The sequence below is a fragment of the Specibacter sp. NPDC078692 genome (assembly GCF_040686835.1).
GTDB lineage: Bacteria > Actinomycetota > Actinomycetes > Actinomycetales > Micrococcaceae > Specibacter.
In genome coordinates, this window is the sequence record NZ_JBFBLV010000012.1 from 96,848 (window position 1) to 110,004 (window position 13,157).

The window sequence follows — 13,157 nt, forward strand, 5'->3', positions numbered from 1 at the left end:
GCGGGGTAGGTCCTCGATCCTTTTGATCGCCGGATTTGTGATATTTTCGCGTCCCGATGGACCGAAGCTATAAACGGCAGCAGTGAATCCTTGCCTCAACTCTCTCCCCCACCGAGCTAGAAGCCTGCAGACTTCTAGAGAACTAAAGCTGGCTGCCGCACCATCTTCGGTGCGGCAGCCAGCTCCAGTGTGGGTTGCTGAGTCAGTGACCGGTATCGGTTGCGGCCTTCTTGGCCGCTTTCTCAGCGTCCTTCTGGGCACGGACTGCTTCCGCCTCGTCCTGCTCCTCAGCCTTCTCCTGGTGAATGACCTCCGCCAGCAGCTTCTCCATTTCCTTGGCTACGCCAGCAGCTGAGGCGGGGTTCTGACCTGTCACCAAACGGTCAGCCACCTCAACTTTCTCCTCGAAGACGTCAGCGAAGACGTGCGTGGCGCCCAGTTCCCCAAGTCTGTCAGCCAGGAAGAACGGGATGACTTTGTCCTTTCCTGCGGCAACTTCTTCATCGTTGGTGAAAGCTGCCACTTTACGGCCATTGACGAGGTGGATGCCGTTGGCCAATTTGACGTTCACCAGGCCGGCAGGACCGTGGCAGACAGCGCCCACCACGCCGCCGGCACTGTAGACGCTGGCTACTAGGTTCTGCAGGCCTTCGCTGTCAGGGAAGTCCCACATGGTGCCGTGGCCTCCCACGAGGTAGACGGCGTCGTACTGTTCGGGATCAACGACGTCGACAGAGGCCGTGTTGTAGAGACCGGCACGCGTGGTCTCATCTTCTGTGAAAGCAACTTGGATGGGATCTGCCGTGTCCACCTCGTCGCGCGGAGGTTGTCCGCCCTTGATGGACGCAAAATCAACGAAATGCCCGGAATCCTTGAAGACTTTCCAAGGATGCGCAGCCTCAGCCACGTTGTAACCGGTCTTCTCGCCTGTATCGCCGATCTCGGAAACGCTGGTCAATACCATGAGGATTTTCTTCATGAAATGCTCCTTTCGTCCACTTTCCAGCCTAGTTGAGTCAGGCCAAGCTGTCCTGTTTGGATAAAAAGCTTCCGGAAGCTGCGCGCGCAAAATCGTTGCCGTCACAGCCAACGAGGGTCCTAATGGTCCTTGTCGCGAGATCGATTACATACCATCTTGATTCTCGCAACCCTGGCAAACGCAACAAGTCCACACCCTCCCCGCGAACGGTGCAACTCCGTCATCATCGACTCAATTTCGGGAGTTGAGCACATGGGACAGGATTTTTGCCCCAAAATTTGGCCTCGTGTCCCCTAATCAAGGGGTTGCATGCGTTCGGTGGGGCATGCGGCGAAGGGACTGGGCAGCTGAAACCAAAGATGCCGAGCCTTGCCGCCGTAGAACCTGCCAACGAGAGTTTCACAGGAGACTATTTCTGGGAGGTTTGCCTTGATCAAGAACCACGGCGGGGCGCCAGAATCTATCTGGACGTCCCGCCGTCGTTCTTCAGTCAGCCGTGGCTGGCAGGTGCCGAGCTAACCCGCTACACCGGCCAACAGGAAGATGACCACGGCAATGGCGAAGCCCATGACGCCGATCAGAGTTTCCATCACGGTCCAGGTCTTCAGAGTGGTCTTGACGTCCATGCCGAAGAAACGGCCCACCAGCCAGAAGCCGGAGTCGTTGACGTGGGAGACCACCACGGAGCCGGCTGCCACGGCGATTACCAGGGCGGCAACCTGCATGCCGTTCACACCGGCGATGGCCACGGCCGGGGCGATGAGGCCAGCGGTTGTGGTCAGGGCCACGGTGGCGGAACCCTGGGCGATGCGCAGGATGGCGGCGATCAGGAAGCCTGCCAGAATCAGTGGAATACCTAGGTCACCCAGAACATCGGCCAGTGCCGAGCCGATGCCAGAAGCGCGGAGCACACCACCGAACATGCCACCGGCGCCGGTGATCAGGATGACCGAACATACGGGGCCCAGCGAGGATTCGAGCAGCTTCTCTATGGCTCCGGCGTTCTGGCCGCGGCGGGTGCCCAGGACAAACACGGCCACCAGAACGGCGATCAGCAGGGCAACAGGGGTTTCACCGATGGTGCGCAGAACCTGGAACCACTGCTCGTTTTTGACCTCCTCGGACAGCACCCCGGAGGATGCCAGGGTGTTCAGGCCGGTGTTGATGAAGATCAGGACAAGCGGCAGGAGCAGCAGGCTGATAATGGTGCGGAAGCGCGGCGGGTTGGACTCGGCATCGGCGCTGGCCTGGCCCAGGATCGCCGGGACCGGAAGGACCAGCTTCTTGCCGGTCCACAGGCCGAACAGGTAGGCAGTGACGTACCAAGTGGGGATGGCGGTGATGAGGCCAGCGATCAGGACCAGGCCGATGTTGGCATCAAAGAAGGCAGCGGCGGAGACCGGGCCCGGGTGCGGCGGCAGGAAGATGTGCATCACGGAGAAGGCGCCGGCAGCCGGGAGGCCGTAACGCAGCACTCCCCCGCCCAGCCGGTGGGCCACGGCGAACACGACGGGCAACATGACCACCAGACCGGCGTCGAAGAAGATGGGAAAGCCGAAGATCAAAGAGGCGAGGCCCAGGGCGAACGGGGCACGCTTTTCGCCGAACACGCCGATCAGGTAGTCGGCCAGCACCTTGGCGCCACCGCTGGTCTCAACGATGCGGCCGAGCATGGCACCCAAGCCTACGAGGAGAGCCACGGTGCCGAGGGTTGTACCGAACCCATTGACCAACACGGGAACCACCTGGTTAGCGGGGATTCCGGTGGCGAATGCGGTGAGGAGACTGATCACGATCAGGGCGACGAGTGCATGCATCCGAAGCTTGATGATCAGGAACAGCAGTACGAAGATCGATGCCGCCGCGATGAGCAGCAGAGGTCCTGCGCCTAGCGTTTGGGTCCATCCTTCGATGACCATGGTTCTCCTTTGAACTGAACTACGTGGGGAGTGGGGAAATATTGGACAAGCTCGGTGGCCGAGCTCAGCGGGTACTGAGCTCGGTCTGAGCGGGAAGTGTGAGGCCAGCCAGCACAGCGGTGACGATCTCCGCCGGGGAATTGGAGATGTCCAGACGTAGGCTGCCGGCGGCAAGTTCGTTGGTGGTTAGCGGTTCAAGGGTGGCCAGCTGGCTGGGCAGGAGCGTGGGCGGCATAAAGTGGCCCTCGCGGCCCTGCATGCGCTGGCCAATCAGCGCGGCGCCGCCGTCGAGGTGGATGAACAGGACCCGGCCCTTTGCTTCGGAGAGCAGCTTGCGGTAGCTCTGCTTGAGCGCGGAGCAAGTGAGCACGGTGCTCCTCCCGGCCGCGGCATGGGCGGTCATCCAGGCCTGAATTTCCCGCAGCCAGGGCCATCGATCCTCGTCCTGTAGGGGAATGCCCCGGGTCATCTTCTCGATGTTGGACTTCGGGTGGAACTCGTCCGCTTCGGCACATGCCCAGCCAAGCTGCTGGGAAAGAGCTGCCGCAATGGTGGACTTGCCGGAACCGGCAACGCCCATCACCACCAGATGTGTGGCTGAATACTGCATGTATCAACTCCGAAGAAGACGCCGTTGGCCAATGAAGAACGTTCGTTGCGCAACTCACAAGAAAGTCCGCCGAAAAATAAGGTATCACCATTTCTGTCGATAGATACTATCTTTTGGTGTCACAAGTCATACCTTTGCAAATTTCTAGGTACGATCGAAGGGCGCGCAAGCGCAGAGGAAAGCAGGGAAGATGTCGACGGCGACAGTACCGAACGCGGATAACGCGCACGACGGCGGGGCCTCCCCCGCTATGCATGAACGCGTTCTCGAGGCGGTTGGCTCCGCCATCGCTGCAGGGACCCTTCCGCCGGGCAGCCGGCTGACCCTTGAGGGCCTTCAGCAGGAGTTCGGCGTTTCCCGTACCGTTTCGCGGGACACCATGAAGGTCCTGGAGTCCATGAACTTGGTGTATTCGCGTCGGCGGGTGGGCATCGTGGTCCAGGAGCGCAGGCTGTGGAATGTCTTTGATCCCGAGTTGGTGGGCTGGCGTCTGGGCTCTGCCCAGCGCGATATTCAGTACAGCAGCCTCACGGAGTTGCGCATCGCCATCGAGCCCATTGCGGCTGCCGGAGCTGCCCGCCGGGCGAGCGCGGCGGAACGGGCCAGGCTGGTTTTCTTGGCTGCAGAGTTGAGGCGGCTTGGCGAAGTCGGCGAGCTCGAGGCGTTCCTGGCGGTGGACATCGAGTTCCACAGCTTGCTGCTCGAAAGCTGCGGCAATGAGATGTTCACGGCACTCGAAGGCATGGTGGCCGAGGTGCTCACCAGCCGAACCAAGCAGGGCTTGATGCCTTTCAAGCCGCGGAACGAGGCTTTGCAGGCCCACGAGGATGTTGCGGCGGCGGTGGCCCGCGGTGACGCTGTCATGGCGGAGACCGCCGTCCACCGCATCCTGAATGAGGTCCGGAACGCGATGGGCTTGCGCTGACTCCGCTACTTTGCGGGACTATTTTTGAACCATCATCTTCATTCCGCTCGCCGCACGGCTCAGGCTGATTCTCTTGCGAAGGTGCCCCGTGGCGGAACATGCGCCCTCCGTGATGCCAGACTCTTGACGGTTTCAACCGCTGCGGCATTCGAACCGACGACCCCCGCTTTAGGCTGAGAGGATGATTTTGACTTGCCAATACTCCGCATTATCGTTTGCTCTAGAGGGTCACTTGCAACAATGAAGGGTACTAAACAGTCGGCAATTGTCGCTGATTCTGGCGTGTTTATGGCGAGTCGGTTGTATCCTCTTGTTCGCCACCAACTGCAGACAGCTTCAAGTCAGACCCTCAGCATGCCATGCAACAGAATCCAGAAGAATCCTTACCGAGGTTGGATGCAAGAACGGGTATCCATGGTCTAATCGATTGTGACCGTTGCCAGTATGGCAGCACCCAAAGCGGGAAGATCATCCCTGAGATCGTCGAGCCGCAATAACCGCCGCCATACTTAAATCGAGCGTTCCCTTTTCTCCGACGATCCACCGCCTGCTGTTCCCTGCAAGCCGCGAATTTAGAGGAGCATCTTCAGCGAGGTCTTGACCGATCACAAGCAGTTGGGTCGGGGAGAGTGGAAAGGAGACTGTGGAGATTTCAGCACCGTCGGGTTGCCGCCAAAGGAGGACCCCGCCGTCTCCGGTTGCAAGGCCCATTTCTTCTCTTATCTGCCACGGCCAATGTTCAAGCCCAAGAGCGGTCAGCCTGAGGACATCCTGAAAGGACTGTGACAGGAGCAACATATCTCCGAGGGCAAGCTCTGCATCTTCGATTCGTCCTCCGGCTTTCAACACCATGGCGGGAACACGAATCTTAGTTTTATCCGCATACCTCCCCCGATCAAGGTGCATGTCAAGGAACGCGATGACGGCGCTTTGTTCAGCCGCCGTCAATGGGTCTCCGTTACGCAGTTTGACGATCGCCGGGGTTCCACTGTTTTCAATATGCGAGTAGTCCAACTCGAGGTCACGGGTGAGGATTTTGGCGTCGTAGCCGTAGCTTACGACTGTGGCTTTGTTGTATGAGGAGCGATACCCTCGACCGTCCTGGAGATCAAGCACGTCGACAATGTTCTTCGCGTCTGCCCACTCCCGGATATAGCCCTTTGACACCATGTGTGCAGCTTTCACAGTCATGAATGTACCTCCTCGCATCCCACGGTACCTGATCCGAATAATTCTCCGGCCTCCCCCCTGGTTCCCGAAGACATTCGCCGCCTCACATCGACTTAAAATGGCGCACTGAGGAATTGTTTTGCGGGCGCAGGTGCAACATCAACTGATCACAGGACACTGCCACGAAGCGATCAAATCCGCACCGGTGTGTCATAAACGGTCCGTTTTAGGAACAGCGGCGCAACAGGAGAAAACCAGCAGAGGCGGTCAAGGCCAGCTGCTGGGCATCGCCATCCAATGGAGCATGAGTGTGCCCTGCTATTAGTTGTTGGTTGCGCTGATTTCTTCGACCAAGGCTTCGACGCGACCCCTGATGTCGTCGCGGACCAGACGCATGCGTTCCATGCCTTCAATCCCACGTGCGGAGGGTTCATCGGTGTCCCAGTTGCGGATCTCAATCCCCGGGACAGGATCCACCACGGCCTCGCCGCCCAGGGTGATGATCAGACCGACATTGGCGAGCATCTCGGCCGTGATGGGCTTGGTTCGTTCGCCGCTGATGTCGATGCCAAGCTCGGTCAGGGATTCCACGGACTGGGCATTCAAGGATGGACCGGGTTTCGTTCCTGCGGTGTAGACGGTGACGGTGTCGCCTGCGAGGTGGCGCATGAGGCCGCCGGCCATTTGAGACTTGCCACCATTTTTCACGCACACAAAGAGTACGCCTGGTTTGTTGCTCATCGATTGGTTCTACTTTCAGCCATGGGAGTGGAAGTGACGTTGCACATCGGGGGAAGGGATACCCAGGACCGGGACGGTTTGGGTGGTGAGGAGGCGGTGCATGAGGGAACCGGAGACGAGTTCATCGACTTTCGCCATGAATCCTGGGCGCCGGGCACCGATGACGATGGTGGCGGCACCGACCGCTTCGGCCAGGCGGCCGAGGGCCAGAGCGGGGTCTCCACCAATGATCCGCAGGGACCAGTCCACCCCGTAACCGGCCGCTGCGGCAGCCAGAGATTCTTTGAGTTCTGCTGCCGCAATAGCGGTTTCATCGTCTGGTTCAATGACGGGTTCCAGTGAGATTGGCAGGACCTTGTTCCCTGGTGTCCATTCGATCAGGTAGCTGGCGGGGTCCACGAACGCCGCGATGAGTGGCACCGAGTGGCTTTCGGCCAGTTCCAGAGCCCTGGCCCACACTGCCGGGTCTTGATCGGGGATGACCCCGACAATGACCGGTGAACCGCTAAACCCTGCCCTGGCTGGTTGCTCGCTCATGATACCCTCTTAGTTTTCCTTTTTGGCGGTAGTGAGTTCGGTGAGGAGTTCCCGGACCAGCAGGTCGATCTCGTCCCGGATTTCCCGAGCCCCGGCCAAGTCCTTCATGGCCGGGTCTTCGATCTTCCAATCAAGATACTGCTTGCCCGGGTAGATCGGGCACGAATCCCCGCACCCCATGGTGACCACGACGTCGGCAGCCCGCACCACGTCATCGGTCAGGGGCTTGGGGAATTCCTCGGAAAGATCAATGCCAGCCTCCTCCATTGCTGCCATGACGGAGGGTTCGAGCTCGGCGACGGGTGCGGACCCTGCGGAGCGGACGTGCACAGCGCCCTGGGCGTGCTTGTTCAGCAACGCCGCTGCCATCTGGGAGCGCCCGGCGTTATGAACACACACGAAGAGAACTTCGGGCACGTCGTGAGCGATGGCGCCCTTGGCTTGGGCCAAGGCCCTGAGTCGGTCGGCTGCGAATCGGGCCGTGGTTGAAGCCAGGTAGGTCCGGATCCGTGATGTCCTGGCCAGGGCCGTGTAGGACTCAAAAACGTAGCGCTCGACTGTTTCGGCGGCGAAGATGCCCGTGAATTTCTGTGTCAGGTCTTCACTGATGCGCTCTAAGACGGCGGTGTCGTCCCTGAGGCCTGTCAGTACGCTCTTGCGGGGCTCGGTCATGGCTGACTCATTTCCTTTAGTCGGTGATGGTGGCGGAGCGGCCGTGGGCCAGTCCTGTAGGGATTCCGATAAGTACAGGTTCCGGGGCGGCGCAGCATGATGATGCTGCTTCCTGCGCCGCGGTGGTGTCTTCGGCCGGGGCACCGCACCCACCAACGGTGGGCAGGCCAAGAACGACGGGTTCCGGGGTGGAGCAGCAAGAATCTGCTGCCATGTCCTGTTCGGTGCCGGTGACTCCCGGGAGATCGCAGCTACCACCAAGATCGGTTGAGCAGACACCGGTTTCGGGCAGTTCGAGGTGGACCTGATCGGCGGCCATTTGGTCTCCGGCCACGGCGGCGACGATGGAGCGGACTTGCTCGTAGCCGGTGGCCATCAAAAAGGTCGGGGCGCGGCCGTAGGACTTCATCCCGGCAATGTAGAAGTCCTTGTCCGGGTGGGCCAGGACCTTGGCTCCGTGGGCTGGGACGGTGCCGCAGGAATGGAACTCGGGATCGATCATCGGCCCCAAATCTCGGGGTGCTTCCACGATCGGGTCTAGTTCCAGACGGATTTCGCGCAGGATGTCAAGATCGGGGCGGAACCCGGTGGCCGGGATCAGAAGGTCCACGGTCAGTGTCAGGTCCCCGTTCGGGGTGCTGCCAGTGACGGCCAATCCCTGATCCGTAGTGGAGAAGGCGGTGGTGGTGAAGGAGGTGTGCAGCTCGATGTGCCCCTCTTCCACCAGGCCGCGCAGCCGGGTGCCGAGCTGGCCGCGGGCAGGTAGGCCGTCGAGGTCCCCGCCGCCGTAGAGGCGGGACGCGTCGGCCCCGCGCACGGCCCAGGTGATGCGGGTACCGGGCTCGTTCTTGGCCAGCTGGCCTAGGGAGATGAGGGTGTTCGCGGCGGAGTGCCCAGCTCCGATGACGAGCACGTGTTTGCCGGTGAAGCGGGCACGGTCAGCACCGGTGACATCAGCCAAGGGTTCGGTGATCAGGCCGGCCGCGATGGCTTCGGTCTCACCGGGGGCGGGCAGGCCGGCCTGGCCCAACGGGTTGGGCTGCGCCCACGTGCCGGAGGTGTCGATCACGGCGCGTACATGGTGATCAACCACGGTCCCGTCGGCGGTTGCGACGCGGACCAGGAAGGGCTGCTCGTTACGGTCGCGGGAGTGGGTTTTGTCCATGCCGAATCGGCTCACAGCCGTCACCGTCGAGGAGGTACGCAGGGCAGCGCTGATCGCCGGTACGGCAGCAAGGGGGTTGAGGTATTGCTCCACGAGTTCGGCGCCGTAGGGCAGGGCCGTGAGGCGCGGTTCGGTCCAGCCAGTGGGCTCAAGCAGGCGGCGGGACGCGGGGTCGATATTGTGCTCCCAGGAGGAGAACAGACGGATGTGTCCCCACTGGCGAATGGCCGCACCCACGTCGGCACCCTTTTCAAAGATCAGGGGTGTGATGCCGCGTTCGATCAGGTTCGCGGCCGCGGACAAGCCGATCGGGCCGGCGCCGATGATGGCTACTGGCAGGTCGTTTCGTTGGGTCGTCATGTTCGTGGTTCTCCTTGAGATATTCACAATTAGTTTCGTAAGCGGTTGCTGAGGGCCCTGCCAGGTGGTGTTTAGGCGAGGGCGGGTTCAGTGATGCTGGCCGTGGTGCTGTGGCGGTCATCCAAGGCAGCGAGGTAGCTCTTGGCGTCCAGGCCGGCGGCGGCCCCGGTTCCCGCTGCGGTGATGGCTTGCCGGTACCGGGAGTCCACGGCGTCGCCGCAGGCAAACACGCCCTCAAGGTTCGTGTGCGTCGTTGGTGCCTGAACCCGGATGTACCCGTTCTCGTCCAAATCGACCTGCCCTGCCACCAGCTCTGTGCGGGGCAGGTGGCCGATGGCGACAAAGACGCCCGTGACGGCCAGGTCCTCTTCGGTGCCGGTGATGGTGTCGCGGACGGTGACACCGGAAACCTTGTCTTCACCCTGGATGGCCGTAACGGCGCTGTTGTACTTGATGTGGATCTTCGGGTTCTCCATGGCCCGTTGCGCCATGATCTTCGAGGCCCGGAGCTCATCACGACGCACGATCAAGGTCACGGACTTGGCGAAGCGGGTCAGGAACGTCGCTTCCTCCATGGCCGAGTCGCCCCCGCCGACCACGACGATGTCGTGCTCGCGGAAGAAGAACCCGTCGCAGGTGGCGCACATCGACAGGCCGTGGCCGGTGAACTTCTTCTCTTCCGGCAGGCCGAGCTCCTTGTAGGCGGAGCCGGTGGCCAGGATGATGGCTGGCGCTTCAAAGCTCTCCCCGGCTGCCGTCGTGACGGACTTGAGGTGACCGTTCAGGGTGGTGGCGGTGACGTCATCGAAGATGATGCGGGCGCCGAAGCGTTCGGCTTGCTCTTGGAGGTTGTCCATGAGTTCGGGGCCCTGGATGCCGGCCGGGAAGCCGGGGAAGTTTTCCACTTCGGTGGTGTTCATCAGCGCCCCACCGGCGGTGACGGCGCCGGCGATGACCAGCGGCGCATGCCCGGCGCGGGCGGCGTAGATCGCGGCCGTGTAGCCGGCGGGGCCGGAGCCAATAATGATGATTTGTTCAGTCATGACAGGGCCCTTTTCTAGTTGGCGGGGAGAAGGTCGGCGATGAGGGCCTGGATGCGGGCCTTGATGTCATCCCGGATCGGGCGGACGGAGTCCACACCCTGCCCTGCCGGGTCTTCGAGTTCCCAGTCTTCGTAGCGCTTGCCGGGGAAGATCGGGCAGGTGTCCCCGCAGCCCATGGTGATCACGACGTCGGATTCCTTCACCGCGTCTGTGGTGAGAATCTTGGGGATTTCGGTGGACATGTCGATGCCCTCTTCCGCCATGGCCTCCACAGCGGCCGGATTAACCGAGGCGGCAGGCTGGGAACCGGCGGATCGGACCTCGATCGCACCGTTGGAGAGGGTGCTGAGGTAGGCGGCGGCCATCTGTGACCGGCCAGCGTTATGCACGCAAACGAAGAGTACGGAGGGCTTCTTGATGGTTTCAGTGTTGCTCATTGGATCATGCTCCTGAAGGAAAGTTTGAGGGACGTTGAGGCAAGGCGGCAATGGCTAGTTGGTGAAGAATCGTTTGCGTGCCCACAGGGCGACGTAGACCAGTGCAACCAGTACGGGCACCTCAATGAGGGGTCCGACGACGCCGGCCAGTGCCTGTCCGGAAGTGACACCATAGGTTCCGATCGCGACAGCGATGGCGAGCTCGAAGTTGTTGCCCGAGGCGGTGAAGGCCAGGGTGGTGGTCTTCGCGTAACCCAGGTTCAGGACCCTGCCGATCACCATGCCCGCGGCGAAGACGACCACGAAGTACACCAGCAGCGGAAGCGCGATCCTGACCACGTCCAGCGGCTTGGAGGTAATGGCTTCTCCCTGGAGTGCGAACAACAGCACGATCGTGAAGAGCAGACCGTACAGTGCCCACGGGCCCAGCTTGGGCAAGAACTTACCCTCGTACCAGTCACGGCCCTTAGCCTTCTCCCCAATCGTGCGGGTCAGGAAACCTGCCAACAGAGGAATCCCTAAGAAGATCAGCACCGAGACGGTGATGGCCCAGAAAGAGAAGTCAGCCGACGTCGTCGGAAGTCCCAACCAGCCCGGGAGAACCTGAAGGTAGAACCAACCCAGTACGCCGAAAGCGAAGACTTGGAATACGGAGTTGATCAACACCAGCACGGTCGCGGCCTCGCGGTCACCACAGGCCAGATCATTCCAGATCATAACCATGGCAATACACCGGGCAAGGCCCACAATGATCAAGCCCGTGCGGTACTCAGGAAGATCAGGAACGAAGATCCAGGCCAGGGCGAACATGAACGCCGGCGCCGCAACCCAGTTGATGATCAGCGAGGTGATCATCAGTTTCCGGTCCGCCAGAACACGACCGGTCTCGTTGTAGCGAACCTTCGCCAAGACCGGGTACATCATGACCAGCAGGCCGATGGCGATCGGCAGGGACACTGAACCAATCTTCACCGAGTCCAAGGCCGTGTTCAGGCCGGGAACGAAACGTCCCAACAGTAGCCCGGCAGCCATGGCGGCAATGATCCACACCGCAAGATAGCGGTCCAGAGTGGAGAGCTTGCCCATGACGGCGGCTTCGCCGGAAAAGGAAGGGGTGGTGGTCTTGGTACTCACAAGGCTCCTAGCCAGTTAAGCGTAAGATTGACGATTGTCGATACAAAAAGTATTCACCCCTATATCGACAATTGTCAATCTATGGGCATAATGGATACATGAACACTGCATTAACGATGGAGACCACCACCGAGCAAGTCTGTTGCGAACCCAGCGAACGCCCCGTGCTCAACGCCGCCGACGCCCAGGATTCTGCCCGAATTCTCAAGGCACTCTCGGACCCGAACCGGCTGCGGCTGCTCTCCATCGTCAAGGCGGGCGAGGGCGGCGAATCGTGTGTCTGTGACCTCACCGAACCCTTGGACCTGGGCCAGCCCACCGTTTCCCATCACCTCAAGATCTTGGTTGAGGCTGGCTTGTTGGAGCGGGAGAAACGAGGCACCTGGGCGTACTACTCGCTGGTACCCGGAGCACTCGAAGCAGCATCCGCGCGCATCCTGGGCCTGTGAGCGCCGAAATTCGGGAGATGATCCCGTCCGATTGGGCTGCCGTTGAACGGATCTATGCCGCCGGAATCGAAGGTGGCAACGCTACTTTCACTATCTCCACTCCGTCTATGGAGGACTTCTTCGCCGGTAGAATTCCAGGGCTCAACCTCGTCGCCACCAGTGCCGATGGCGCAGTGCAGGGATGGGCTGCCGCAACACCGACCTCGACCCGTGAGGTCTACCAAGGCGTCATCGAGCATTCCGTCTATGTGAATCCCGGAGCTGCCGGCCGTGGCATCGGACTTATTCTGCTCCAAGCCTTAGCCGAACGCGCGCGGGAACTTGGTTACTGGAGCATCCAGTCGTCGATCTTCCCTGAGAACTCCCCCAGTTTGGCCCTCCATGACAAGGCAGGCTTTCGGCGGATCGGCCACCGCGAACGCATAGCACACATGGACTACGGCCCCCACGCGGGAACCTGGCGAGACACCATCTTGGTGGAACAGAGACTGTAAGTACCATCCAGCATTGATGGCCATATTCCTGCACCCTCGAACCCCACCCACGAAGCTGCAAAGACCACGGAAGAAGCTAGCCGAAACAAATAAGTTGGATGCTGGATGTCTGGCTGGATGAACCGCACTAGCTATCTTCTGATCCTCCGGCATCGGATGCTGTCACGCCCATGGGGAGACAAAGGCCCCTGGTGTCCATACGGCAGGCCCCGTGCAACAATAACCCCATGACAGCTCGCCTTTACGACCTCTCTTCTTCATGGACGTTCCCCAATACCCAGCAGGAAGTTTGGGACGTCATTGCCGATCCGAATATGGCTTGGCCGGATTGGTGGCCTGGCTGCACCCTGGCAAAGTCTCTGGAACGGGCACCCCACACGGGCGTGTCAGCCGCGGACACTCTTCTCGCAACGACAGCAACCCTGAATGGGGTTAGCCTGAATTAGTGGACACCCGAATTAGCGGGATTTTTGATCCTGCTGAGAGGATGTCAGTGATGTCAGAGAAGAAAAGTCAACGTCG

Annotated in this window: 15 protein-coding genes; 4 read left to right on the plus strand and 11 right to left on the minus strand. The window is 60.8% G+C overall.

From position 1 onward, the window contains the following. Positions 1-202: 202 nt before the first annotated feature. The 3 genes from AB0O97_RS10600 to AB0O97_RS10610 form a co-directional block, all read right to left on the minus strand. Positions 203-979: a type 1 glutamine amidotransferase domain-containing protein gene (locus AB0O97_RS10600; protein WP_363882284.1), complete on the minus strand. Its 777-nt coding sequence runs from the start codon at positions 977-979 to the stop codon at positions 203-205. A gap of 515 nt (positions 980-1,494) precedes the next feature. Further along, positions 1,495-2,898, minus strand: coding sequence for a GntP family permease (locus AB0O97_RS10605; protein WP_363882286.1), 1,404 nt, complete (start codon positions 2,896-2,898; stop codon positions 1,495-1,497). A gap of 64 nt (positions 2,899-2,962) precedes the next feature. Continuing rightward, a complete protein-coding gene (locus AB0O97_RS10610) occupies positions 2,963-3,508 on the minus strand; it encodes a gluconokinase (protein WP_363837758.1) in 546 nt (181 codons plus the stop codon). Positions 3,509-3,698: 190 nt separating this feature from the next. On the opposite strand from AB0O97_RS10610, the gene AB0O97_RS10615 reads away from it, so the two are divergent. Further along, entirely contained in the window at positions 3,699-4,433 is a 735-nt protein-coding gene (locus AB0O97_RS10615; RefSeq protein ID WP_363882288.1) for an FCD domain-containing protein, read from the plus strand. A 468-nt stretch (positions 4,434-4,901) separates the two neighbouring features. Here the strand turns inward: AB0O97_RS10615 and AB0O97_RS10620 are convergent, their stop codons facing one another. The 8 genes from AB0O97_RS10620 to arsB all read right to left on the minus strand — a co-directional run bounded on the left by AB0O97_RS10620 (position 4,902) and on the right by arsB (position 11,644). Continuing rightward, complete coding sequence (locus AB0O97_RS10620; RefSeq protein ID WP_104108478.1) at positions 4,902-5,624, minus strand: hypothetical protein; 723 nt, start codon at positions 5,622-5,624, stop codon at positions 4,902-4,904. Positions 5,625-5,924: 300 nt separating this feature from the next. Further along, positions 5,925-6,344: a low molecular weight phosphatase family protein gene (locus AB0O97_RS10625; RefSeq protein WP_363882290.1), complete on the minus strand. Its 420-nt coding sequence runs from the start codon at positions 6,342-6,344 to the stop codon at positions 5,925-5,927. A gap of 15 nt (positions 6,345-6,359) precedes the next feature. Then, a complete protein-coding gene (locus tag AB0O97_RS10630) occupies positions 6,360-6,881 on the minus strand; it encodes a universal stress protein (RefSeq protein WP_104108476.1) in 522 nt (173 codons plus the stop codon). A 9-nt stretch (positions 6,882-6,890) separates the two neighbouring features. After that, complete coding sequence (locus tag AB0O97_RS10635) at positions 6,891-7,553, minus strand: arsenate reductase ArsC (RefSeq protein WP_363882292.1); 663 nt, start codon at positions 7,551-7,553, stop codon at positions 6,891-6,893. A 16-nt stretch (positions 7,554-7,569) separates the two neighbouring features. Further along, positions 7,570-9,078 carry an FAD-dependent oxidoreductase gene (locus tag AB0O97_RS10640; protein ID WP_363882294.1) on the minus strand — a complete coding sequence of 503 codons (1,509 nt, stop codon included), beginning with the start codon at positions 9,076-9,078 and terminating at the stop codon, positions 7,570-7,572. A 71-nt stretch (positions 9,079-9,149) separates the two neighbouring features. Further along, positions 9,150-10,121 carry a thioredoxin-disulfide reductase gene (gene trxB / locus AB0O97_RS10645; RefSeq protein ID WP_363882296.1) on the minus strand — a complete coding sequence of 324 codons (972 nt, stop codon included), beginning with the start codon at positions 10,119-10,121 and terminating at the stop codon, positions 9,150-9,152. Positions 10,122-10,135: 14 nt separating this feature from the next. Continuing rightward, a complete protein-coding gene (locus tag AB0O97_RS10650; RefSeq protein ID WP_104108472.1) occupies positions 10,136-10,558 on the minus strand; it encodes an arsenate reductase ArsC in 423 nt (140 codons plus the stop codon). 54 nt (positions 10,559-10,612) lie between these two features. Next, the gene (gene arsB, locus AB0O97_RS10655) at positions 10,613-11,644 is read right to left on the minus strand and encodes an ACR3 family arsenite efflux transporter (RefSeq protein ID WP_104109122.1); all 1,032 of its coding nucleotides are present in this window, start codon (positions 11,642-11,644) and stop codon (positions 10,613-10,615) included. A 146-nt stretch (positions 11,645-11,790) separates the two neighbouring features. On the opposite strand from arsB, the gene AB0O97_RS10660 reads away from it, so the two are divergent. The 3 genes from AB0O97_RS10660 (at position 11,791) to AB0O97_RS10670 (ending at position 13,081) form a co-directional block, all read left to right on the plus strand. After that, positions 11,791-12,141, plus strand: coding sequence for a metalloregulator ArsR/SmtB family transcription factor (locus AB0O97_RS10660; RefSeq protein WP_104108471.1), 351 nt, complete (start codon positions 11,791-11,793; stop codon positions 12,139-12,141). 17 nt (positions 12,142-12,158) lie between these two features. Next, on the plus strand, positions 12,159-12,635 hold the full coding sequence (locus tag AB0O97_RS10665) for a GNAT family N-acetyltransferase (RefSeq protein WP_104109121.1): 477 nt from the start codon (positions 12,159-12,161) through the stop codon (positions 12,633-12,635). A gap of 227 nt (positions 12,636-12,862) precedes the next feature. After that, positions 12,863-13,081 (plus strand): hypothetical protein, encoded by a 219-nt coding sequence (locus AB0O97_RS10670; RefSeq protein ID WP_363882298.1) that lies wholly within the window; start codon positions 12,863-12,865, stop codon positions 13,079-13,081. The last annotated feature ends 76 nt before the right edge of the window (positions 13,082-13,157 follow it).